Origin of the sequence: Shewanella sp. NIFS-20-20 (assembly GCF_019209865.1) — a bacterium.
Taxonomy (GTDB): Bacteria; Pseudomonadota; Gammaproteobacteria; order Enterobacterales; family Shewanellaceae; genus Shewanella.
Window position 1 is genome coordinate 110,585 of sequence record NZ_JAHUTT010000002.1, and the last position, 23,449, is coordinate 134,033.

Here is a 23,449-nt window from a genome sequence, read left to right on the forward strand (position 1 = left end):
CAGCCGCGGTTAACTCCGGCATTTTATACGACAGTAAGGACAGACAATGACCCGTTCCGACAGCTTATTTGAACAGGCTAAGCAATCCATTCCCGGTGGCGTAAACTCACCCGTGCGTGCGTTTAATGGCGTTGGCGGTGCCCCACGCTTTATTGAGAAAGCCGATGGAGCCTATATTTATGATGCCGATGGCAACGCCTATATCGATTATGTCGGTTCATGGGGACCGATGATCTTAGGTCACAACCACCCTAAGATCCGCGAAGCCGTATTAAAGGCTGTGGACAATGGTTTATCTTTTGGTGCGCCCACTGAATTAGAAGTGCAAATGGCTGAAAAAGTCATTGCCATGGTACCGTCCATGGAACAAGTGCGGATGGTCAGCTCAGGCACCGAAGCCACCATGAGCGCCATTCGTTTAGCGCGTGGTTTCACTAACCGCGATAAAATTCTGAAGTTTGAAGGCTGTTACCACGGCCATGCCGACTGCTTACTGGTGAAAGCCGGTTCAGGGGCCTTGACCTTAGGTCAACCAAGCTCACCTGGCATCCCAGAAGACTTCGCCAAACATACCTTGACCGCTGTGTATAATGACATCGATTCCGTCAAGAGCCTGTTTGCTGAACACCCAGATAGCATCGCCTGTATCATCATTGAGCCCGTCGCCGGTAACATGAACTGTATTCCACCTGTCCCAGGCTTTTTACAAGCACTGCGTCAAGTGTGTGACCAATATGGTGCCCTGTTGATCATCGATGAAGTGATGACGGGTTTTCGCGTGTCACAAAGTGGTGCTCAAGGCCACTATGGCGTGACCCCTGATTTAACCACCTTAGGTAAAGTGATCGGTGGCGGTATGCCGGTAGGTGCTTTTGGCGGACGTCGTGATGTGATGCAGTTTATCGCGCCAACAGGCCCAGTTTACCAAGCCGGTACCCTATCAGGTAACCCCATTGCCATGTCGGCAGGCTTAGCGCAAATGGAAGCATTATGTGAGCCAGGCATTTACCCGGCACTGGCCGAAAAGACCAAGCGCGTGGCTGAAGGCTTGAAAGCAGCAGCCGATAAGCACGGCATTCCCATGGCGATTAACTATGTTGGCGGCATGTTTGGTTTCTTCTTTACCGATGAACCGCACATTACTCGCTTTGAGCAAGTCACTCGTTGCAATATGGAGCAATTCCGCGCCTTCTACCACGGCATGCTCGATCGCGGTGTCTATTTAGCCCCGAGTGCCTATGAAGCTGGCTTCTTATCGATGGCGCATGGTGATGCTGAAATTGAGCGTACCCTTGAGATCGCCGATGAAGTGTTTGCTGAAATGGCCAAAGCCTAAACACCCATGAGCAATAAAAAGGCGCCGCGAGCGCCTTTTTTGTTACTCAACAGCGTCAAGCTTTAACAAATTGTTACTGGCGATATTGCCTTGCAAGACTAACTGTGGTCAAATCCCGCCCAATTACTTAAAAATACCTTAAAATACTCGCAGTTGGAATGGCCACAATGTTTAACCTATTCTTAATCAGCCTCGCCGTGCTGGCGCTTATCAGCATTATCACCGAAGAAATCACCCACATTAATAAAGCCAAAACCACTTTATTTTTGGGCTGTATTGCGTGGATCAGTTTATTTATCGACGCCTCGCTGCAAGGCCACAGCCAACAGATCAGTCACGAGCTCGATGAAAACCTATTAGAAATTGCCACGCTATGGCTATTTTTAATGTCCACCATGACCTTTGTGGCTTATCTCAACGCTAAGGGCCTGATCCAAGTATTGATTGCCAAGATATTTCCCGCGCAATTAAGCGTGCGCAAATTGATGCTAATGATCGCCATCTTCGCCCTCGTCTTATCGGCCATCTGTGATAACGTCACCGCCACCTTGGTTTCCATTGGCTTGCTCACCAGCTTTAAGTTGCATTGGCGCATGCGCCGACGCATTAGTGTATTGATTATTTTTGCGGTCAACTCTGGCGGAGTGGCGCTGATCACCGGCGATGTCACCACCTTAATGATCTTTCTCGACGGTCACCTCAGCATGTCACAGTTAACCGTGCTATTTGTTCCGGCAATCACCAGTGTCGCTTTATTAGCCCTGCTGTTTTCGCGCAATGCCAGTGGCATGGTGCATACCACGGCAGTTAACCGCCAGTACAGCGGCGTCGATCTCCTGATTGCAGCCATTTTTGCCCTCACCATCGCCATGACCATGGTGCTGAATGTGTGGTTTGCCATCCCGCCAGTGCTGACGTTTTTATGCGGTTTATCTGTGATGTTTTTGTTGGGCCAACTGAACCATAGTGATAGCGAAGAAATCAAAATTTTAGAATATGTGCGTCAGATTGAGTTCGATACCCTGCTGTTTTTTCTAGGTATTCTCTTACTTGTCGGCATGTTAAAACAGATTGGAAGCTTGGATGTTTTGGCGCAAATCTATAGCCAATATAGCCCCCATTTATCCAACTACTTCACCGGAATAGTGTCTGCATTTTTAGATAATGTGCCGATGACGGCAGCCCTTCTAAAAGCCCAACCGCTATTATCTACGCCGGATTGGTTGGGCCTAACCTATGCCGTCGGAGTCGGGGGCTCATTATTGGTGGTCGGATCGGCGGCAGGGATCATTGCCATGAGCCGGGTAAAAGAGTTGACCTTTACTAGCTACTTAAAATACCTGCCGTCACTGCTACTTTGCTACAGCTTAGGTTACGGCTTGACCTTATTGATGGCCGATTGGTTATATGGCTAATCCACTCGCGCGGATAGTGGATTAAATCGCCGGCACTCTAAAGGGGGTACCTTCGAGCTCGAGCACCACATCCCTTGGGCGGATCTCAATGATCTTAAGCTTACCTTGAATACTGTCGCCTTCTTGCAATTCGACACCATCGACGTTTAACCAGCGTTTTTCAGGGGAGCTAGCATACACATGCGCCACGATGGAAAACTCTGGTACTTGAACCTGCAAGGCATAGGGCAACTGGCCAAATTTAGGAATATCAGTCGTGCTGTCAGTCGGTATCGGGTTGAGCGAACCTTGGCTGACCTCGTGGGTCACGGATTGTTCATATTCCACCTGTTTTAAGGCCGCTTCAAAAGCCGCTAATAAATCGCCAGACTGATCCGCCGTCGCAGTGGCGGCATCGGGAGTTGCCAGCGCGGCCTCAATCGTCCGTTGCTGGGCCGCTGTCAACTGGGTATTCCCAAGGATAAGCGGCGTTGCAGTATCATCAGCCTCAAGGGTATTGTCAGCGTTGCGGCCACTCTTTAGCGGTGCAGTAGCCTTAGCATTGATTGAGCTATGTCCGGCCAATAACCTAGCGGGTTCCCCCCTCAGTTGCGCGCCGACATCGACGGCTTGGGCTTTAGGCAAGCTCACGCGCTCATACAAGCGAATATCGGCCACCGGGGTCACGGCTGGTATGATTGGCGCCGAAGACGAGACGAGCTCACGCACCTTCGCAACCGGTTGCGGCCAAGAGTGCCAGAGGGCAAATGCGCCGGCACCAAGCGCCCCGCCGAGCACCATAGGTAAGATCAGCGATAGTGCATTAGAAGGGGCCATTGTCGGCTGAGTTCGTAAGTGCGCCGTCAGAGGATCTTGACTCGTCTGGCTTTTTTGGCGGATCACCGCATCCAGTAAAATTGACATTACTGCGCCCCCATGTGCAATCTTGGCCCCGTGGCATTTAGCAGCATATCAATTCGTCCTAAGGTATCTCGTCCAGCAATCCCGTCAGCTTGTAACCCTTGCTGTTGTTGAAAACGGGTCAGATCTCGCGTTAAGGGGTCATCAAACTGGATCACTGAACGCAATGCTCGGCCCTGCACCCGTGCCAAGGCATTTTCTAGCCACTGTACCCGCGCCCCAGCGACGCCAGGCCCAATGGCATCCAAACTGACACTCGGTTGATTGACCAGTAATTCAAAACTGCCACCAAAGTGGCTATCAAACCAATCGCGACTCACCCAAAACTGTTGTTCACCGAGTTGTAATAGCAGTTGGTTTTGTTCGACAGCGATTAATGTGGCATAAAATAGTTGGTTATTATCATCGAGCATATGTACCACGGCAGGGTAATCAAATTGCGCTAAGGTATGAAAGTTGCCTTGTAACTGTTTGCATTGTAACCCTTGCTCAAGTGCCGCTTGGCATGGACTCATCCCAATCATCGGATGCTTACCCCATTGGCCTAACAACGCCGCAAAAGCATGCGCCTCGGTGGCTTGTACCAATGCTTGTTGCCATTGCTGTTGCCCGATGACCGCCTGATTAACCTGAGGGTCGGCTCGCAACACCGGATCTTCCTGCGCCATGAGCTCATGGGCTATTTCCGTGTCGTTGGCTGGAGAGACTGTCGCAGCAGGCATAAATTTGGTGAGCGCCAAAAACACTAAGAATGCCGAGACTAAGGTCACTAAAGACCAGCCAAGCCATGGCCGAGTGGCGGTAACCTCTGGTGCGTCACCACTGACTTCTAGCGCCGCCTTGGCCACGAGATCTTGGTCGATTTGTGCCCGGCCAGCAGCATACGCCGCCATCATGGCGCGATCGCAAATTAAATTAATCAGCCGGGGAATACCGCCACTGAGCTGATGTAACTTAGCCAGTGCCTTGGGCGTAAATAAGGGTTGAAAGCGACCGGCAACCTCCAAACGGTGCTGGACGTAACGGGCCACTTCCTGTTGATCCAATGGCATCAAGTGATAACGCGCGGTGATCCGCTGGGCAAGCTGACGTAATTCTTGTCGCTTCAGCAGTTGCTGCAATTCAGGTTGGCCTATCAAGACAACTTGCAGTAATTTTTTGGTATCGGTTTCTAAATTGGTCAGTAGCCGCAGCTGCTCTAAAACACTGGCACGTAAATGCTGCGCCTCATCGATGATTAATACCGTGTTTCGGCCTTGTTTATGATTGTTTAGCAAAAACTGACTAATTAAATCCGTCAGTTGTTTTAGGCTGGGTTGCGCTTGATAGCCGATATGCAGTTCGTCACAAATGGTGGCCAATAATTCCAACTCAGTCAGCGCCGGATTCAGGATAAAGGCCGTATCAGTGTTGTCTGGCAATTGTCCAAGCAGGCAGCGAGATACCGTGGTTTTACCGGTACCCACTTCACCTGTGAGCAACACAAAACCGCCACTGTCCCCTAATCCATAAGTCAAATGCACCAAGGCCTCACTGTGGCGCTCACTTAAAAATAAGTAGGCCGGATTTGGCGCAATTGAAAAAGGGGTATCCGTAAGCCCAAAAAACGCTTTATACATATACTGTCGATAACCAAGATGATCAGAGTTAAACTGAGCCCAAGGTATAGCGAGACGCGTCGCTTGTCAAAAGTCAAACACCCGCCAGTTGCGCTTTAGCCCAACTTAACGGCATGTTATCCTTTCTAAAAATATTGATGGTGAAGCAAGTGGACATATATCTGGTAGGTGGTGCGGTACGTGACCGATTGTTAGGGCTAGCAGTCAAAGACAGAGACTATCTGGTCGTGGGCGCGACGCCCGCGCAAATGCTCGCCTTGGACTATCGTCAAGTGGGAAAAGATTTTCCAGTGTTCTTACATCCCACCACCCAAGATGAATACGCCCTCGCTCGTATTGAACGCAAAGTCGGCGTGGGTTATTCAGGCTTTGAATGCGATGCCAGTGCCCATGTCACCCTCGAGCAAGATTTATTACGCCGCGACTTAACCATTAACGCGATTGCTGAAGACTGCCACGGTCAGTTACACGACCCATATCATGGCCTTGATGACATTCAATCCAAAACCTTACGGCATGTGTCTGCTGCATTTACAGAAGATCCGTTAAGAGTATTGCGGGTTGCTCGATTTGCAGCAAGGTTTGCCCCGCAAGGGTTTAGTATCGCCAGCTCAACCCTGGCATTAATGAGCGAAATAGCCGCCAGTGGTGAACTCAACAGCCTCAGCGCCGAACGGGTGGCCGTTGAAATCGAAAAAGCCCTCCAGACCCAAGCGCCGCAAATCTTCTTTGAGGTGCTTCATCGCTGCGGCGCGTTAAAGGTATTAATACCCGAACTCGACGCGTTATTTGGGGTGCCACAACCCCCACAACATCACCCGGAAATTGATACCGGTCTGCACAGCCTGCTCGTGCTTGAACAAGCCGCTTTACTCACCCAAGATCCCGCGCTGCGCTTTGCCGCCTTGGTGCACGATCTCGGCAAAGCACTGACTCCAGCACAACAATGGCCTAAGCACCATGGTCATGACAAATTAGGGCTCACGCCGGTTAAACAACTGTGCGAGCGCCTGCGTTTACCTAATCAATACAAAGAACTGGCCCTGATGGCGACCGAGTACCACCAATTGCTGCATACCGTCATGCAATTGCGGCCGGAAACCCTATTGAAGATATTTGATAAAAACGATATGTGGCGTAAGCCTGAACGCTTGGAAGCCCTTATTGTTATCGGCATGGCCGACAGTCAAGGGCGCCACGGGTTCGAATCCGCCCCTTACCCACAAGGGCAATATTTACGAGATTGTTACCAAGCCGCGAGTGCCATCGAGGTGCAAAAGATTTTAGCCCAAGGCTATAAAGGTGCAGAAATTAAAACTAAACTGACCGAGTTACGTCAAGCGAGCATCGCCAAGCTAAAAAATCCTCGCCCGTGAATGTACAAAACTCGAGCGAATGACTAAAATACAGGCACGATTGGTTACATTTGGATTAAGTTTGATTTAGCAAATCGGCTCGACACAGAATTTTCGTAGCAAAATAAAATAGCTATGACATAATTATGCCGTTGCTGTACTGTTAGCGACTGCGTAATTTTTTTAACCTAGATATAAAGGGATGATCCATGAACAAGAAATTAATGATGATTGCCGGTGTTGCTATGACTGCTATGCTGGGTGGCTGTGCTAACACTACTGCTCTGGAAGAAAGTGTTGCCAACTTAGGTAACAAAGTTGACCAACTGTCTTCAGAAGTTAGCTCAATGAAAGCTGAGCAAGGTAAAGTTGCTGCTGACGCTCGCGCTGCTAAAAACGCTGCGATGGACGCTCAAGCTGAAGCTAAGCGTGCTAACGACCGTATCGATAACATGGCTTCTCAATACAAGAAGTAATGTTATTCATTTCGGCAACACTGAGTGTTGCCGAAATGATTTTATTGTTTATTCCGCCCCGCCATCACGCCTTTTAGGCGCTCACTTTTTTCGCTATCACTAACCGATAATCAAACTCTAACCCACTAATTGCCTGATGGGCTATGGCTTGACGTTGCTTGTCATTGGCGCGCCATGCGTAAGGGGTCATATCCAACAAGGTTAGCGCTTGCTCACCACTCACATCGGCTTGCCATTGAATAGCCTCAGAGGCCAATACTGTCAGTGATGCCGGCAAATCTAAGCTGAACTCTTTGGCGACTAAGTTGGGGTATAACTGCTCCCGAATTTGCCATAGATGCCGTGGACCCACCACCACCATTAATGCGATACCATCTTGCTTTAACACCCGCAAGAACTCTTTACCTTTTAGCGGCTTGTCTATTAAGGTCAGTAAATCAAACGCCTCATCGGCATAAGGTAAGCGCTTGGTAGAGCTTTGACATAGGCTGATGTCACTTAGGTTTTTAGCCGCAACAAACAGCGCATTTTCGGCCTCACTAAACCCATGTGGCTGCAGGGTTAAGCCGCTATCTTTGAGGCTATCGACGATGGCTCCCAAATAAAAACCATCACCGCACTCATAATCGAGCCACTGATAGGTATGATCTTTGCTGAAATGGGCCGTCACCAATGGCTTTATCTGCGTCACTATCGGGGTCAACATCCCACTGGCGAGTAAGAACATCCTCGAGCGCATCTGTGCTCGGCTTAAGCTGGTGCCTTTCTCTTTTTTTGACTTAGCAAACACCCAATAGCCGGCCTCGTTATAGGCAAACTTGTGGTGCTGGCCACAATGTAAGTCGCGGGTGGTTAAATAGGGCTTGAGCGGTTGCTGACAGATAGGGCATTGAAAAACTGATGTCATAATGGTGTCCTGAAAAACATCACCCAGGCTAAGCCTGGGTGAGAATAAGTAAGCCGACTCAATTGAGCTTAGAGGAAAATAAAGCCGCAGAGGAAAATACCTAACGCCAATCGATAAATCACGAAAGGAGTCATACCCATCTTGCTAATAATCTTCAAGAAATAATGTATACAGGCGTAGGCGGCAAAAAATGACACCAGCACCCCCAAGGATAAAGCTTGCCAATCTATGGCGTGGCCTTCAGTGACAATATCCTTGCCCATCAGCATCGCGGCGCCCAAGATCACTGGGATTGACATTAAAAATGAAAAACGTGCTGCCGCTTCACGATTTAACCCCAGCAATAAGGCTGCTGTCATGGTGATACCACTGCGCGAGGTGCCGGGGATCAACGCTAACGCTTGAGCAAAACCTATGAGCAGCGCCTTGCGCCAGCCGGTTTGATACTCGGTTAATTCATTGCGAGCCAGCTTATCACCCAGCCACAACAGTAAGCCAAATATCACGGTTGTAATCGCAATCACGCCAGGGCCACGTAAATACGCTTCAACCCAATCTTTGGCCATAAAGCCAATCACCACTGCCGGCAGAGTCGCTAAAATAATCCACCACGCCAACTTACTGTCATCGCTATGTTGACCTTTGACTATGCTGGCGACCCAAGCCACAAACATCTGGCCAATTTCCGCGCGAAAATACAGCACCACCGCCAATAAGGAGCCAATATGCACTGCCACATCAAACGATAAGCCTTGATCTTGCCAGCCAAATAATTGCGCAGGCAGAATTAAATGCGCACTACTGGAAATAGGTAAAAACTCAGTTAAGCCTTGAATTAAGGCCAAAATAATAACTTGTACTGTATCCACAAAAAATCCTTAATGCGCTGTATGCGGCGGCCAATCGAGTTCAACGGTCCACAGCCGTTGTGGTTTATTATAGGCATGCCATAGCGACTGATAATCCGTCCCTAAGATTGGATGAATTCGAGTCGGTGCTATCTCTGCCAACGGTTGCAGCACAAAGGCATTTTCGGTTATCTCAGCCCGAGGTAACTCCACCGGATCTTGGCAAACCAAATCATCATAGAGTAGTAAATCTATGTCTAACGTACGAGAGCTGAATTTCTGGGAAGTCGCTAAGCGACCATGGGCGCGTTCAATCGTTTTAAATAAACTCACCACCTCAGCAATTGGCAGTGACGTTTCAGCGCCGACCACCATATTAAGGAAGTTGCCACCATCAAACCCCACAGCTTCACTTTCATACACTGAGGATAATGTCAGTGCGCCAAACGCTTGAGCAAGCTCATTTAGGCCTTGCCACAAATAATGCTCAGGCTGGATATTGCTGCCCAAACTAATAAAAATACTCGCCATGTGATTACCGCAATTGCTCCAAGATTAATCATGCCCGCGTATAATTTCTACGCCAACGGCTCGCGCATGAGGCACGGCCCCAGGCTTCATTACTGTTACTTTTACCCACAACACGCCAAATTCTTGCATCACACAGGTCGCAACGCGCTCAGCCACGGTTTCGATTAGCTCGATCGGCTCTGCGGTAATCAGTTCAATCAATCGCTTACTAACGGTCTCATAACACAAGGCCTGTTGATAGTCATCGTTATGGGCCGCGGCGCGGTTGTCCCAAGCCATGTCCAAATCCAGATATAAGCTTTGATGCAGCTTTTTTTCCCACTCATAAACACCGATAATCGTATCGATTTTGAGCTCACGAATTAACACCTTGTCCATCGCACCCTCCGCTGGGTTGAGGTCTGATAAGTATTTGCAGCTAAACAGGCTATGATAAGCGACATGATAATGGCACTGGCCGATAGACTCGAGCATTAGCCTGCAAACTCAGTCACAAATGCTAATAAATCTTGTCAAATAATGACTTTCGATTAGCCAATTTACCAAGTAGGATAGCAAACGGATTTACCCGTTATGTTTGCTGGTCTTAGGAACTTGGGTAAGGTGGCAGATCATACCCCAAGCGCGCAAAGGAAACCAATGTGAACGACACGCTTCTCATTATATTAATGATTATCTCCGCATACTTGGCCGGTTCGGTGTCGAGTGCGGTCTTAGTGTGTCGATTACGTGGCTTGCCAGACCCTCGCACGCAAGGCTCAGGTAACCCTGGCGCCACCAATGTATTGAGAATTGGCGGCGGGAGTGCCGCAGCCATGGTGCTGTTTTTCGATATGCTAAAAGGGGCTGCGCCCGCGTACATTGCCTACTTATTGGGGATCAGTGGCGTGTGGTTAGGGGCGATTGCTATTGCAGCCTGCCTAGGCCACATCTACCCTATTTTCTTCCATTTCCAAGGCGGTAAGGGCGTTGCGACCGCATTTGGTGCCATGGCCCCCATTGGCGATGATTTGGCATTAGCCTTGATGGGCAGCTGGCTTGCGCTAGTAATTATTACGCGCTACTCATCTCTGGCCGCCATTTTGACCGCCTTACTCGCGCCGGTATACACCTATTATCTCGACGACAGATTCACCCTGCCGGTGGCCATGCTGAGCACCTTAATTGTGATCCGCCACCGCGCTAATATTCAGCGCTTGTGCCAAGGGCAAGAGCCTAGGTTTAATCTTAAAGCTAAGCTCAAGTCCAAAAAAAACCGCAGCAATTAAACCGCCGCGACGCCTAGCCATTGATAATGATGGTTGGGTTTTTGGTGGATCACCCCTTGCGCCAACATCTCTTTAAACAGCTCATCCACTGCCTCAACCTTAAGATTAAAGCGTTTAGCCACCGCCTTTTTTGAACAATTAAGCTCACCTTGATCTAACAGCTGACACACCTGCTCAAACACACTTAACGGCTCGGCCTCCTCGAGCACCGTTTCCTCTAAATTCAGTCGCAAAGGCAATTCAATGTCCCGGTTTGAGCTTGGGGATATCATGGGTCGATAGTGCTGATAATAATGGCGAAAACGTAACTCCTCGCCAATCACGCTAACAAAGAAGGCCGCAAATAAGTCCAATAACACCGACAAAAAGACCACCAAGCCCAGTTGCGCATTACCGCTACTGATCCCAAGCGCGGCCGCCAGCGATTCGATTAAGCCAATGATAGATCCTTGCGACGCCACAGGTAAGGAATCACGCTCGAGCGCCAAGGCTTGTTGTTGGCGTCGTAATTCGCTGTTTTGCTTCTGGATTTGACGAACACCAGTGGCAATTCGCTCCATCTCAATGTATTTTTGCGCCGCCTCATTGTTTAACGCTATTTGCGCATCAATCGCCGCAATTTGCGCGTTATAACTGTCGATTTTACTCGAGGCTTGATGCACATGCGCCGCCGCTTGGTTGGTCGCCGCATTAATGCCGCCAATGCTGCCGCCAATAGAAATCAACGCCAACACGCCGTAGAACACTAACGAGATCAGGGCTCCGGGGTAATTTCGATGGGCGCGCCGCTCGCCGAACTCGTACCAAGCATAAAACTTACCGAGTTCAAATATCACTGCTAACGATCCAAACAACCACTGCATCATAGGGTTGTCATCGATAGACAAAAACAACAAGAGCGAAAAGATGATGGACGCGAAGATCGAGGCGCCGCTTAATAATCCAACTAAGGTGAGCGCGAAAGGCCCCTTGGGATAGCGCAATTCAACGGAGGCGTGATAGAGCATGACATAACCGACAAAATAACAAAGGTCGGCAGCATACCCCAAAGCCAGCGGAATGTGGCTTTGAAAAGTATTTTTAAGGTTCAATCGGCTGCAAAAACATCAATTTACAGCCGATTGATAACATCCAAGTGCGATTAAACCGCAGCCAGCGTATCTAATGGCCAGCGCGGTTGGCCTTTCACTGCAAGCGATTCGGTTTCACCCGCGCGTAAACGCTGAATACCAGCATAAGCGATCATGGCCCCATTATCGGTACAAAACTCGCCGCGAGGATAAAACACTTGGCCACCAATGGATGACATCATGTCAGCTAGCGACTGTTGCAAGCGTAAGTTAGCGCTCACACCGCCGGCGATCACTAACCGCTTATACCCCGTTTGCACCAAGGCGCGACGACATTTAATCGCTAGAGTATCAACGACAGCTTCTTCAAAGGCTAAGGCAATATTGGCCCGGGTCTGCTCATCATCAGGTTCTTTGGCAATGGTGTTGGCCGTAAAGGTTTTCAAGCCCGAAAAGCTCATATCCAGTCCGGGTCTATCGGTCATGGGCCTTGGAAACTTATAATGTCCGCTCTCACCTTTGGCCGCTAACTTAGCCAACCTTGGACCACCGGGGTAATCGAGCCCCATTAACTTGGCCGTTTTATCAAAGGCTTCACCGGCGGCATCATCAATGGACTCACCCATCACCTGATATTGACCAATGCCTTTAACATCGACCAACATCGAATGACCGCCCGACACCAGTAAGGCAATAAAAGGAAACTCAGGGGCGTTATCTTCTAGCATGGGCGCAAGAAGATGGCCTTCCATATGATGAACCCCAACGGCAGGCACCTGCCAAGCGTATGCCAATGAGCGGCCAACACAAGCACCAACCAATAAGGCGCCAATCAGACCCGGCCCCTTAGTATAAGCAACCCCATCAATGGAGTCTGGGCTGATATTGGCGGCGGCCATGGCTTCGCGGATCAAAGGAATGATCTTGCGGACATGATCTCTCGAGGCAAGTTCAGGCACCACACCGCCGTAATCGGCATGCAATTTTACCTGGCTATACAAGGTGTGCGCCATTAGCCCCTGTTCATCGTCATAAATGGCGATACCCGTTTCATCACAAGATGTTTCTATACCTAAAACCCGCATCGTCTCTCACTGGCTAACAATTTAATGCGGCAATTCTAGCTTGCCTCGGCCTTTTACTCCAGCCTAACCCAACGCTAACTTGCATGGATTATTTAGAAAAGCAGGGGTTTACTTTTGTTGATGATTCAGTATAAAATTTCGCACCATTTTTAAATCCCTTGGCCAAGGAGCGTAAGCAGCGGTGCTTGCGATAACCAGCCAATACAAATTTACACCTAAGGGGTGATGGCGTATGCCAATTATTAAAGTACGTGAAAATGAACCATTCGACGTAGCTCTGCGTCGTTTTAAGCGCTCTTGTGAAAAAGCTGGTATTCTGGCTGACGTTCGTGCTCGTGAATTCTACGAGAAACCAACTACTGCACGTAAGCGCGCTAAAGCTGCTGCAGTAAAGCGTCTTGCTAAGAAGCTTTCTCGCGAAAACGCTCGTCGCGTACGTTTATATTAATCTCATTATGAGCCTAATCGATCAGCTAAAAGCCGAGATGAAAGTGGCCCTAGTCGCAAAAGATAAATTGCGTCTAGGAACCATACGCATGGCTCTGGCGGCCATCAAGCAAATTGAAGTGGATACCCGCGAATCTTTGACTGATGAACAAGCCTTAGCTGTGTTAACCAAAATGGTCAAACAACGTCGTGACTCTCAGTCTCAATATGAGGCCGCAGGTCGCACCGAGTTAGCCGCAACGGAAGCAGCCGAGATTCTGGTCATTGAATCTTTTCTGCCTAAACCGTTAACCGATGCTGAAGTCAGTGACATCATAGATGCCACCATCAGCGCCACCGGTGCAGCGACCATGGCGGATATGGGCAAAGTAATGGGAGCACTGAAGTCTAAAGTGCAAGGTCGAGCGGATATGGCTGCCATTGGCGCGATTATTCGATCTAAATTGCAATAAGTCTTAGCTTCTGTGTATGAACAAGCCGTGCGTATGCGCGGCTTGTTTGTTTATACTCAAGCCATTGAACCTGTTCGTTCGAACAGACAACCTGCTGTTTTTTGGAGACGTGACACACATCTATGGCAATACCCCGTGATTTTATCAATGATTTGGTTGCTCGCATCGACATTGTCGATTTAATCAATCATAGAGTGCCGCTAAAAAAAGCTGGCAAAAATTACAGCGCCTGTTGCCCGTTCCACAGTGAAAAGTCACCCTCATTTACCGTCAGCCGTGATAAGCAGTTTTATCACTGTTTTGGTTGCGGTGCCCATGGCAATATTATCGACTTCGTGATGGAATATGACCGTCTCGATTTTATCGATGCCATTGAAGATCTCGCCGGACAATTGGGATTAGATGTACCGAGAGAAAACGGCCCTAACAAACGCCGTGACGATGGTTTAAGTCGGGATCTATATCAATTGATGGAAGAAGCGAATCACTTTTTCCAACACAGTCTGCGTCATCATGGTGACAAAACCCAAGTCTGGGAATATCTACAGCAGCGTGGGCTGAGTGAAGAGGTTGTCACTCGCTTTGGCATTGGCTTCGCGCCACCGGGTTGGGATGGCTTGTTAAGCCGTTACAAACAACACCCCGACAATCAAGAAAAGTTACTCACTGCCGGTATGCTGATCGCCAAAGAGGGTGGTGGGCGCTACGACCGCTTTAGAGACAGATTAATGTTCCCCATCCGTGACCGACGTGGCCGGGTGGTCGGATTTGGTGGTCGAGTTTTAGGCGAAGGCACACCAAAGTACTTGAATTCGCCAGAAACACCCATATTTCATAAAGGCAACGAACTCTACGGCCTTTATGAGCTAAAACAAGCCCATCGAGATGTCGACACCGTCATGGTGGTCGAAGGCTATATGGACGTGGTGGCATTAGCACAATTTGGCATTGATTATGCGGTCGCCTCGTTAGGTACCTCCACCACCGCTGAACAATTTCAGCTGTTATTACGAAATGCCAAACGCGTGGTGTGTTGTTATGACGGCGACAAAGCTGGCACAGAGGCCGCATGGCGAGCCTTAGAAACTGCCCTGCCCTTACTCAAACCCGGCGATAATGTGCGCTTTATGTTTTTACCCCAAGGGGAAGATCCGGACTCAATGGTCAGGCAAATCGGTCGCGAGGCGTTTGAACAACGTATCGGTGAAGCCAGCAGTTTAGAGCAGTTTTTATTTGCCCGGTTGGCGGAAAACCACCCCAACGACAAAGGCAGTTATGCCCAACAAGCTATTAATCTTATTGAAAAAATACAAGATAGCGTGTTACAAAACTTATTGTTAGAAAGCTTGTCTCATACCTTAGGTATGAACAATGCTGATGATTTAAAGAAAAAACTTGGCTTTACTAGCAGCACCAAGGTGCAGCAAGCCAATGCTAAAGGGTTAAAAGGTCGAGGCACCCCGTTGCGACTGGCGATAGCACTGTTAGTGCAATATCCTCAGGTAGGCTACCAATTGATCGCCCAGCCGGCATTAACCCAATTAACACTGCCAGGCATAGCCCTGCTCAATGAATTGCTAGCCCTGACTCGCCAGCAAGTTTTCACCACCGCCCAATTGCTTGAACACTTTAGGGAACACAGTCAAGTGACTGCCTTGAAGAAACTGGCTCAGTGGGAGCATCAGGTTGCGGATGAAAACGTTGAACGCGAGTTTAAAAAATCCTTGGTTTGGCTCAATAATCAATACATTGACCAAAGATACCAAGAACTGAGTCTCAAACAGACTCACACTAAGGATGAACGAATACAGCTACAAAAGCTGATTGCCATCATGAAGGCAAAAACCTGACTTAGCTATCAGCTCGCCCATCTAGCACTAGCTTAGACAGCACTATATAGCTATAATTGACGATTTGCGCAGCACAGACTTGTCTGTGCTGTACATCGTTGTAACAGTTACCCAACTTGGATGATATCTATGGATCAAACTCCGCAGTCGCAACTCAAACTGTTGCTCGCCAAAGGTAAAGAGCAAGGTTATTTAACCTATGCAGAAGTGAACGATCACTTACCTGCAGACATGGTCGATTCTGACCAGATTGAAGATATTATCCAGATGATCAATGACATGGGTATTCGCGTTTATGAAGAAGCGCCGGATGCCGATGACATCATGATGTCGGAAGACAGCACAGATGAAGATGCCGCTGAAGAAGCTGCGGCTGCACTGGCAACCGTGGAAAGCGAATTAGGCCGCACCACCGATCCTGTGCGCATGTACATGCGTGAAATGGGAACGGTTGAACTGCTGACTCGTGAAGGCGAAATCGTTATCGCCAAGCGTATTGAAGACGGTATCAACACAGTACAAAGCTCTGTGTCTGAATACCCACAAGCGATCGCCATGATCCTTGAGCAATACGACCAATACGAAGCCGAAGAAATCCGCTTATCTGACATCATCTCTGGATTTGTGAATCCTGATGAAGAAGACGTTGCCCCGACCGCCACTCACATTGGTTCTGAATTATCTGATGAAGATTTAGATGATGAAGATGATGATGATGACGATGATGACGACAGCTCAGATGACGATGAGGCCAACAAAGGCCCGGATCCTGAAGAAGCCCGCGAGCGTTTTGCTCAGCTGCGTAGTGCTTTTGAAGCAGGTCTGAAAATTATCGACGCCAAAGGTCGTAATCACCCGGAGTCGGTACGTGCGTTATTCGAAATCGGTGAAATTTTCAAAGAATTCCGTTTGATGCCCAAGCAGTTTGACCGTTTGGTCAAAAGCATGCGCACCATGATGGATCGCGTTCGCGTACAAGAGCGTCTCATTCTGAAGCTGTGTGTTGAACAAGCTAAGATGCCTAAGAAAAACTTCGTTAAAGCCTTCACTGGCAACGAAAGCAGCATCGAATGGTTTAACACCGAATTAGCCGCTAATAAGCCATATGCAGAAGGCTTGCGTATGGTTGAAGAAGACGTAGTGCGCTGCGCCAGCAAACTGCAAACGATTGAGCAAGAAACCGGCCTGTCGATTGAGTCAATTAAAGACATCAACCGCCGCATGAGCATCGGTGAAGCTAAAGCTCGTCGTGCCAAGAAAGAAATGGTTGAGGCTAACTTACGTCTGGTAATTTCTATCGCCAAGAAATACACCAACCGTGGTTTACAGTTCTTGGATTTAATCCAAGAAGGTAATATTGGCTTGATGAAAGCGGTAGACAAGTTTGAATACCGTCGTGGTTATAAGTTTTCTACCTATGCCACTTGGTGGATCCGTCAGGCAATCACGCGTTCAATCGCTGACCAAGCCCGTACCATCCGTATCCCAGTGCATATGATTGAGACCATTAACAAGCTGAACCGTATCTCACGTCAAATGCTGCAGGAAATGGGCCGTGAACCGTCTCCTGAAGAACTTGCCGAGCGCATGTTAATGCCTGAGGATAAAATTCGTAAGGTACTTAAAATCGCTAAAGAACCTATCTCCATGGAAACCCCAATCGGTGACGATGAAGATTCACATTTAGGTGATTTTATCGAGGATACCACCCTCGAATTACCTCTGGACTCAGCCACTAGCGAAAGCTTGAAAAACGCCACCCACGAAGTGCTTGCAGGCTTAACCGCTCGCGAAGCCAAAGTACTGCGGATGCGTTTTGGTATCGACATGAATACCGACCACACTCTGGAAGAGGTCGGTAAGCAGTTTGACGTAACCCGTGAGCGTATTCGTCAGATTGAAGCGAAAGCCTTGCGCAAATTACGCCATCCTTCACGCTCAGAAATTCTGAAATCGTTCCTCGACGAATAGTCAGTTTTCGATACCAATCTCTAGCCCCGCATTGCGGGGCTTTTTATTTTCCTAATGCCACGAATCTAACAACACCAGACTCAAAAGGGACTGTAACTGTTTAACAGATAATCAATCACACCAACATACGGGATTTATTCAGGTTTTGGTGGTGACAAGGCTTTTGAAACTTCGTATACTCCAAAGCGCTTAAGGTAGTGACGATTACCGCGAGCCGGCCCCTTAGCTCAGTTGGTTAGAGCACACGACTCATAATCGTTAGGTCCACAGTTCAAGTCTGTGAGGGGCCACCATCTAATTTCACAAAAAAGCCCATGTTAACATGGGTTTTTTTGTATCTATACCCTGATAGATGCCGCTCACCGCTTTATGAACTTTGGACCCTGTCGCACATAGGTCGCACTTGGTTTTGTAAAAACGTCCAGCAAGCGTGCCATTCCATTGAGATAACGCCCCCTTGTTGCCCTAAAGTATTAGCTCAGCGCGCAGTGTCATAAAAAGCATAGAGGTTAACCTTAGTTTCTCTATCTGCGGCCCACAGATCAGATGGTGGGAAGTGACGGTGTTTTAAAGTTTCACATATAAGCTGGTCTACTGGACTTTGTGTGTTAACAAATCTTGTACCTACTCCATGAGTGTAAATTTCTGTTGTTTTCACATCAGCATGTCCGAGCAAGTCTTGAACAGTTCGAATATCGGCGCCGCTTCGTAAAATCTGAGTCGCAAAGGAATGACGAAATGTAGTGAGGTCACACGTTTTGCTATACCACTCATCAATACCGCTTGGCGTAATTGCTTGCGCTAAGCGGTTTGGTGAAGGTGGTGCCGGCAAACATAGCCATCTTTGGGGTGCTAGCAGCGAACTGATGATGGGGAAATATGTTGCCACGATAAATCTGTAGCTGCACTCCCATATTTTCGGATAAGCGAGACTGGCAATGCGGTAATATGGAATACCGGTCTTTACCACCATACCTCTGAAAACAAACAAGGTGTGATGATCAAAATTAATGTCTTTTATCCGCAACTGTAATGCCTCATTTATTCTTAAGACGCAGCCATAAAGTAAGGCTGTGATAAGCCAATATTTACCTGATAAGTTGGCTACAATCTGCTGCACTTCTGCTTGACTCAGCACCGTTGGCATCCGCTGAGGCTTTTTGGTGAAGGAATAAGCTAAACCATTAATTTCCCTCTTAATAATATGTTTGTATATAAAGATTAGCGCACAAAGCTTGGTTTTGAGTTGCACTGCTGACGTTGCGGATGTTGGCAAGGCTAGAAAGAAATTGTTCGATTTCTTAGTTACCCATATCAATTGGATGTTTTTTGTTGTGGAAGTAGATGAACTGTCGTGTCCAATAAAGATAAACCTTCTCAGTTTGCAGGCTATACCGCCGATCCCTTAATTCCGCTCGGATTGATTCAATAAAGGGAGATGTTGCCATACTCGTCACCAGGGCTGTGTTTACACACCGTCATAATGATGAGGCGCTGAAAAATCCAGCAAACAAGCTAAACATCGCGCATCAAAGTCTCGCTTTTTTCGCCATAAAATATGTAATCAGCTGAAAAGTATAGCTTTAATTTAACGGTGCATTGATATGTCGTGCCATTCGTATGCTCGGTATGTCGACGTCTCGCTTTCTCTTGAGAAGAATCTCTTGAAAACTGTTTTGAAATAGTGCTACCTTGTTGAAATATTTGAATTATTTACCCTTAGCATTCAAATGCTGATGCTGTTTCTGGTTTGGGTTTAACGAGAAGTCCGGGTAATACACTGTTAGGCTCAAATCCAGAATCGAGCACAATTAAGGACGCATAAGTTGAGCATCGAGTTTTTAGAAAGTGATTTTGATAAAGTAAGCTACCTCGTAAACTTACTCACAGCTAGAGCAACTGGGCTGGCGGCTGATGATCATGAATTTGAGGTTCTTCGTCACGAATTATTAAGTAAGTCAAATTTATCTTCTATGTTGCCCAGCTGGCTGCGCCAACATCGCAATCTTGATTCTTTTTGGGGTTTCATTCAGCCAAAATTTAAGACATACGCAGAAAGGCGAACATTCCTATCTGAACAATTTACTCCTCTTTTAGATGCTCTTGAGTTCGGTCAGCCAATTCAGCAACCTAGCCCGCAAGTTCCTACTCAAAGCGTTACACCCGTACTACCTAAGGTGGCTAGAAATAAACGAAAAGTGTTTATAGTCCATGGGCGTGACAATGAAGCTAAACAAGAAGTTAGCCGCTTTGTCGAAAAGTTAGGTTTAGAAGCCATCATATTGCATGAGCAGGCTAGTTCAGGAATGACCATCATTGAAAAAATCGAGCACTATTCGAATGATGCAGATTTTGCACTCGTTCTATATACAGCCTGCGATCATGGTCGGGGCGTTCATGAGTCAAAAATACCGCCAAAAAATAGGGCTCGTCAAAATGTAGTATTTGAGCATGGGTACTTAATGGCTAAATTGGGTCGAGAAAATGTATGCTCCTTAGTCAAAGGTGACATCGAAACACCAAACGACATTAGCGGTGTTGTGTATGTTTCTCTAGATGAATATGGTGCTTGGAAAACTGAAGTTGCCAAAGAGTTGAAGGCGTGTGGTTATGCAATTAGCAGCATTTTTTAAGCGCCAGTCCAAGGAATAGAAAAGCATGATCGAATTCTACATTTCCATACTGGCAGGCATTGTGACTGCAATAATTATTGCGGCAGTTACAAAGTGGTTATGGCCTAGCTTTCAAGACAAATGTTTATATAAGGGCATCCGTGTCGCTGGAGCTTGGGAAATCTCAGAAGTCCGAAATGGTAAAACTGTAAAAGCGGGTAAAATTCATCTAAAGCAAAAAGGCCGTGTCATAACTGGTTCAAGCACCCGAACTAAGACGCGTGACGGTAAAAAATCCGAGAGGCACTTTAAATATCATGGTTTTACTTGCGGTAAGCAAATCACCTTAACTTTTGAAGATGCAAAAGGTGTCGGATTCGATACAGGGACATATGTTTTTATGGTGCAAAATGATGGTTCTACCATGCTTGGTATGGCTACATTTCATGGTAAAACTGAAAATAAAATAGTCTCTGAGCCAAGAACTTTAACTAAGGTGGTGGCTTAAATGCCTAACAAGCGCAGGCATTGGGACAAAATTTCCACTGCGCTCCAATTTTGCCCATGCTGCGGGCGTTATGTGCTAATGGAGTTTGAATGATCTTCTGGTCTACATTCGGAGTTTTTGCAATTTGTCTTACTTTAGAGAGCATCACTTCTTGGATGTTTATTTGGGGCAGCAAGAAAAAGCACCCTGAACTTTGGGAACACTCAGGTGAGCCAACTCTAATGGGTAATGGAGACTTGATAAATGCATGGCCTCTTAATAAATATTTGATGCAAAGGCAATACAAAGAAATAGATAACGAAGCAGCAAAAGCATTTGCTGAAAGTTTACGACTACCTTTTGTTTTAAGCTATATCTCGGCAATCGTTTCCGTTGTTGTTTTCTTTGTATGTTTATTCATCTTTGGTAAGCCAGAGTAATGCACATAACAAGTCAATTAACTACGCGCCTTCGGCGCCGGACGCAGCAAAGCTGCGCCGGTTATTGAAGCGTTATATGCTTCGCGCGGAAGACGCAGGTGTTTATATAAAAATTAAGCTACATACTGGGAGCTATATATGAGTAAGGTTGTTTGGATTCCAGCACCTCTAGGAATAAAAGGAGATTTAGCGTCATGGAAATCTCTTATGGATAGAAACTATCCAAATCCTACAGTAGGGAATATATATTTGATGACTTATGATAACGGTAAGCGCGTAGGATATATCTTTAAAGGGATTCACCCTGTTTCCGGAGATAAATGGTGGGAGAGAGTGAGGCAAGAAGTCATAGAGACTTATTTCGATAAGTGGTTGAAGGATGCAGTTATGGGAGAAGAAGATTCTGTTCTCACCGGCATGACCCAAGCACTTGACCCTGAAATAAGAGAAAGTATGGAGTCCCTCTACGATGAAGGTTTTGACGAGGAAATCTTAGCAGACTTCGCCCACCAAATGAGCAAACGTTAAGATACATAGAACTTAAAGGGATAGTCTGGGCTTCAAAAAAGGCACATAACAAACGCTTTAAGACGGATTCGCAACGCGTGGCATTTGTGGTTTGCGGAAACATCGCATTGCGTTGCTCACACCTTAACAGGGCGTTATGTGATTGAATCAAATCAAGAATAACTGGTGAGTTTTTATTAAGGTGATACAATTCTCCTTTACCTTGTTGTGGTTACTATATGACTAAAAAAGTATTTATCAGCTATGCGCATGAATCTGAACAACTATCAGACTCAGTGCTTGAATTCTCGAATTACCTCCGTAGCCAAGGTATTGATGCTGAGATCGACCAATATGAAGAAGCCCCAGTTGAAGGCTGGCCAAAATGGATGATGCGTCAAGTACAAGAAGCTGATTATGTTTTGGTCGTATGCTCTCCACTTTTCTACGAGCGTGCTAATGACTTCTCAGGTAAATCGGAGGGCGGAGGCGTAAAGTGGGAAACTAATCTAATCCTTCAGCAGCTTTACAATTTGAACACTCAGAACGATAAATTCATCCCTATTGTTTTCAATAGAAGCTCGCTAGATTCTATTCCATTACCTCTGCAGCCATATACTCACTATTGTGTCTCAGAAGAGGCGCAAAAAGTGAAGCTTAGGAATAGACTGCTTGGGCTTAATCAATCTAAACGTCCTGCTTTAGGCGAAGCTCCTACTGAGACAATTGAAGCGCCAGCGCTAGAAGCGAAAGAGCGTAAGAGTATGTTCATTAGTTCAGTCGTAGATATTGACTTGTGGAACAAAGCTCAATGGAAGGCAATGTCTGTGGTTGCTGATATGGACTTTAGAAACCCACCTATTCTTGGTTTCGTTTATGATAACAATAAGGCTGGTGCAGAAATTTTCCGACGTTTGAAAAAACAGTTTGGAGCTTACGACAAATCTGGTGAGATACGACTTAGTATTGTCGAGCAGATATCTGAGGCCGCACCTCAAGATTACAAAGTACATTTTGGCTCTAATTGGAAAGTTGTTATCAACAAGATGGAACAGTTAGGCATGGTTCCTGACGAGTCACTGATGGTTACGATTAGCCGCCATCACGAAATGAACCCAAGTGATGACAGAAGTATGTCTTTATTTAAGTACTTCTATGAGCGTTTTGGTACTTTCTTTATCACTAACGTAGAAATGGATAAGAGTGGTCAGCTAGCACCAAATATTGAGAACTTAATCCGATTGGACAACATAAATTTCCGTACGAAGAAAGAGATCATCGATGACAAAAATGACCCAGATTACGTAGTATTTAGCTCTGAGTCATAAATCACATAACAAAGCGTTTAAGACAGATTCCCAACGCATGGCATTTTTCATGTCATCGTTGGGTTTCGTGTTTACGGTGGTATGGTTAGGTTCAGTGGTAGCGTTGCTAACCACTTAACGCGGCGTTATGTTTACAAGGAGGTTGAGTGATACATTTTAAGCTTTATGATGAGAATATAGTTAGAAACTTAAAACATTCTGAGAAAGTTAAAGTTGTAAATAAAGCGGTTAAGCTTTATAGAAAAGAACACCCTATTAATTTAGGTAATAGAGTATTTTCAATTCTCCTGTATTGTGTGGTTCCACCAATATTAATTTATGTGCTTTTTGATTTTAATTTAATAATTGCTTGGATGGCTTTTTCCATTTTTATACTAAATTTCATTGTAGGTAATAGGGAAAGCACTCATATTAAACCGTATTTAGAGCAAGTTTTGGCTCAAGAAAAGTAAACATAACAAGTCGCTCAAGAGGGAAAATTTACAGTTTGCTGTTTTCGCTCCGCTCAACATTTTAGCAAACTATAAATTTCCCCTTAGCGGGGC

The 23,449-nt window shown here is 46.8% G+C and carries 24 protein-coding genes, 1 tRNA gene and 1 pseudogene; 16 read left to right on the top strand and 10 right to left on the bottom strand.

Features of this window, described 5'->3' with window-relative positions:
- The first annotated feature begins 46 nt into the window (after window positions 1–46).
- Entirely contained in the window at window positions 47–1,336 is a 1,290-nt protein-coding gene (hemL, locus tag KU855_RS01085) for a glutamate-1-semialdehyde 2,1-aminomutase (protein WP_218528495.1), read from the top strand.
- 167 nt (window positions 1,337–1,503) lie between these two features.
- The gene (gene nhaD / locus KU855_RS01090; RefSeq protein ID WP_218528496.1) at window positions 1,504–2,751 is read left to right on the top strand and encodes a sodium:proton antiporter NhaD; all 1,248 of its coding nucleotides are present in this window, start codon (window positions 1,504–1,506) and stop codon (window positions 2,749–2,751) included.
- A 21-nt stretch (window positions 2,752–2,772) separates the two neighbouring features.
- Here the strand turns inward: nhaD and KU855_RS01095 are convergent, their stop codons facing one another.
- Window positions 2,773–3,654: a general secretion pathway protein GspB gene (locus KU855_RS01095; protein WP_218528497.1), complete on the bottom strand. Its 882-nt coding sequence runs from the start codon at window positions 3,652–3,654 to the stop codon at window positions 2,773–2,775.
- Window positions 3,654–5,270 carry an ExeA family protein gene (locus tag KU855_RS01100; RefSeq protein WP_218528498.1) on the bottom strand — a complete coding sequence of 539 codons (1,617 nt, stop codon included), beginning with the start codon at window positions 5,268–5,270 and terminating at the stop codon, window positions 3,654–3,656. Before KU855_RS01100 ends, KU855_RS01095 begins: the two co-directional genes overlap by 1 nt.
- A gap of 149 nt (window positions 5,271–5,419) precedes the next feature.
- Here KU855_RS01100 and KU855_RS01105 point away from each other — a divergent pair, with 149 nt between their 5' ends.
- Both KU855_RS01105 and KU855_RS01110 read left to right on the top strand, forming a co-directional pair.
- Window positions 5,420–6,646: a multifunctional CCA addition/repair protein gene (locus KU855_RS01105; RefSeq protein ID WP_218528499.1), complete on the top strand. Its 1,227-nt coding sequence runs from the start codon at window positions 5,420–5,422 to the stop codon at window positions 6,644–6,646.
- 188 nt (window positions 6,647–6,834) lie between these two features.
- A complete protein-coding gene (locus KU855_RS01110; RefSeq protein WP_218528500.1) occupies window positions 6,835–7,101 on the top strand; it encodes an Lpp/OprI family alanine-zipper lipoprotein in 267 nt (88 codons plus the stop codon).
- A 73-nt stretch (window positions 7,102–7,174) separates the two neighbouring features.
- On the opposite strand, the gene KU855_RS01115 is transcribed toward KU855_RS01110, so the two are convergent.
- From KU855_RS01115 to folB, 4 genes are all read right to left on the bottom strand, one after another.
- On the bottom strand, window positions 7,175–8,008 hold the full coding sequence (locus KU855_RS01115; RefSeq protein ID WP_218528501.1) for an SAM-dependent methyltransferase: 834 nt from the start codon (window positions 8,006–8,008) through the stop codon (window positions 7,175–7,177).
- 68 nt (window positions 8,009–8,076) lie between these two features.
- A complete protein-coding gene (locus KU855_RS01120) occupies window positions 8,077–8,877 on the bottom strand; it encodes an undecaprenyl-diphosphate phosphatase (RefSeq protein ID WP_218528502.1) in 801 nt (266 codons plus the stop codon).
- Between the two features lie 9 nt (window positions 8,878–8,886).
- Entirely contained in the window at window positions 8,887–9,387 is a 501-nt protein-coding gene (folK, locus tag KU855_RS01125; protein WP_218528503.1) for a 2-amino-4-hydroxy-6-hydroxymethyldihydropteridine diphosphokinase, read from the bottom strand.
- A gap of 24 nt (window positions 9,388–9,411) precedes the next feature.
- Window positions 9,412–9,765, bottom strand: a complete 354-nt coding sequence (folB, locus tag KU855_RS01130) for a dihydroneopterin aldolase (RefSeq protein WP_218528504.1) — start codon at window positions 9,763–9,765, stop codon at window positions 9,412–9,414.
- 263 nt (window positions 9,766–10,028) lie between these two features.
- Here folB and plsY point away from each other — a divergent pair, with 263 nt between their 5' ends.
- Entirely contained in the window at window positions 10,029–10,655 is a 627-nt protein-coding gene (gene plsY, locus KU855_RS01135; protein WP_218528505.1) for a glycerol-3-phosphate 1-O-acyltransferase PlsY, read from the top strand.
- On the opposite strand, the gene KU855_RS01140 is transcribed toward plsY, so the two are convergent.
- Together KU855_RS01140 and tsaD are read right to left on the bottom strand one after the other, a co-directional pair.
- A complete protein-coding gene (locus KU855_RS01140) occupies window positions 10,652–11,746 on the bottom strand; it encodes a bZIP transcription factor (protein WP_371316301.1) in 1,095 nt (364 codons plus the stop codon). The genes plsY and KU855_RS01140 overlap by 4 nt on opposite strands.
- A 50-nt stretch (window positions 11,747–11,796) precedes the next feature.
- Window positions 11,797–12,810: a tRNA (adenosine(37)-N6)-threonylcarbamoyltransferase complex transferase subunit TsaD gene (gene tsaD, locus KU855_RS01145; protein WP_218528506.1), complete on the bottom strand. Its 1,014-nt coding sequence runs from the start codon at window positions 12,808–12,810 to the stop codon at window positions 11,797–11,799.
- A gap of 232 nt (window positions 12,811–13,042) precedes the next feature.
- Here tsaD and rpsU point away from each other — a divergent pair, with 232 nt between their 5' ends.
- From rpsU to KU855_RS01170, 5 genes are all read left to right on the top strand, one after another.
- Window positions 13,043–13,258 carry a 30S ribosomal protein S21 gene (gene rpsU, locus KU855_RS01150; protein ID WP_006080725.1) on the top strand — a complete coding sequence of 72 codons (216 nt, stop codon included), beginning with the start codon at window positions 13,043–13,045 and terminating at the stop codon, window positions 13,256–13,258.
- Window positions 13,259–13,265: 7 nt separating this feature from the next.
- Window positions 13,266–13,709 carry a GatB/YqeY domain-containing protein gene (locus KU855_RS01155; RefSeq protein ID WP_218528507.1) on the top strand — a complete coding sequence of 148 codons (444 nt, stop codon included), beginning with the start codon at window positions 13,266–13,268 and terminating at the stop codon, window positions 13,707–13,709.
- Between the two features lie 122 nt (window positions 13,710–13,831).
- Window positions 13,832–15,559, top strand: coding sequence for a DNA primase (gene dnaG / locus KU855_RS01160; RefSeq protein ID WP_218528508.1), 1,728 nt, complete (start codon window positions 13,832–13,834; stop codon window positions 15,557–15,559).
- Between the two features lie 129 nt (window positions 15,560–15,688).
- Entirely contained in the window at window positions 15,689–17,530 is a 1,842-nt protein-coding gene (gene rpoD, locus KU855_RS01165) for an RNA polymerase sigma factor RpoD (RefSeq protein WP_218528509.1), read from the top strand.
- Between the two features lie 216 nt (window positions 17,531–17,746).
- Window positions 17,747–17,823 (top strand) — tRNA-Ile (locus tag KU855_RS01170).
- A 185-nt stretch (window positions 17,824–18,008) separates the two neighbouring features.
- On the opposite strand, the gene KU855_RS01175 is transcribed toward KU855_RS01170, so the two are convergent.
- Together KU855_RS01175 and KU855_RS19040 are read right to left on the bottom strand one after the other, a co-directional pair.
- A complete protein-coding gene (locus tag KU855_RS01175) occupies window positions 18,009–18,782 on the bottom strand; it encodes a tyrosine-type recombinase/integrase (RefSeq protein WP_371316302.1) in 774 nt (257 codons plus the stop codon).
- Window positions 18,727–18,978: pseudogene (locus KU855_RS19040) on the bottom strand (site-specific integrase). Before KU855_RS19040 ends, KU855_RS01175 begins: the two are co-directional and overlap by 56 nt.
- Window positions 18,979–19,356: 378 nt before the next feature.
- Between KU855_RS19040 and KU855_RS01180 the strand changes: the two are divergent.
- The 6 genes from KU855_RS01180 to KU855_RS01205 all read left to right on the top strand — a co-directional run bounded on the left by KU855_RS01180 (window position 19,357) and on the right by KU855_RS01205 (window position 23,356).
- Window positions 19,357–20,163, top strand: a complete 807-nt coding sequence (locus KU855_RS01180; protein WP_218528510.1) for a TIR domain-containing protein — start codon at window positions 19,357–19,359, stop codon at window positions 20,161–20,163.
- Between the two features lie 25 nt (window positions 20,164–20,188).
- A complete protein-coding gene (locus KU855_RS01185; RefSeq protein WP_218528511.1) occupies window positions 20,189–20,650 on the top strand; it encodes a hypothetical protein in 462 nt (153 codons plus the stop codon).
- Between the two features lie 89 nt (window positions 20,651–20,739).
- Window positions 20,740–21,069 carry a hypothetical protein gene (locus KU855_RS01190; RefSeq protein WP_218528512.1) on the top strand — a complete coding sequence of 110 codons (330 nt, stop codon included), beginning with the start codon at window positions 20,740–20,742 and terminating at the stop codon, window positions 21,067–21,069.
- A 138-nt stretch (window positions 21,070–21,207) separates the two neighbouring features.
- A complete protein-coding gene (locus tag KU855_RS01195; protein WP_218528513.1) occupies window positions 21,208–21,597 on the top strand; it encodes a hypothetical protein in 390 nt (129 codons plus the stop codon).
- A gap of 218 nt (window positions 21,598–21,815) precedes the next feature.
- Window positions 21,816–22,904, top strand: coding sequence for an SEFIR domain-containing protein (locus KU855_RS01200; protein WP_218528514.1), 1,089 nt, complete (start codon window positions 21,816–21,818; stop codon window positions 22,902–22,904).
- A 146-nt stretch (window positions 22,905–23,050) separates the two neighbouring features.
- Window positions 23,051–23,356 carry a hypothetical protein gene (locus tag KU855_RS01205; RefSeq protein ID WP_218528515.1) on the top strand — a complete coding sequence of 102 codons (306 nt, stop codon included), beginning with the start codon at window positions 23,051–23,053 and terminating at the stop codon, window positions 23,354–23,356.
- The last annotated feature ends 93 nt before the right edge of the window (window positions 23,357–23,449 follow it).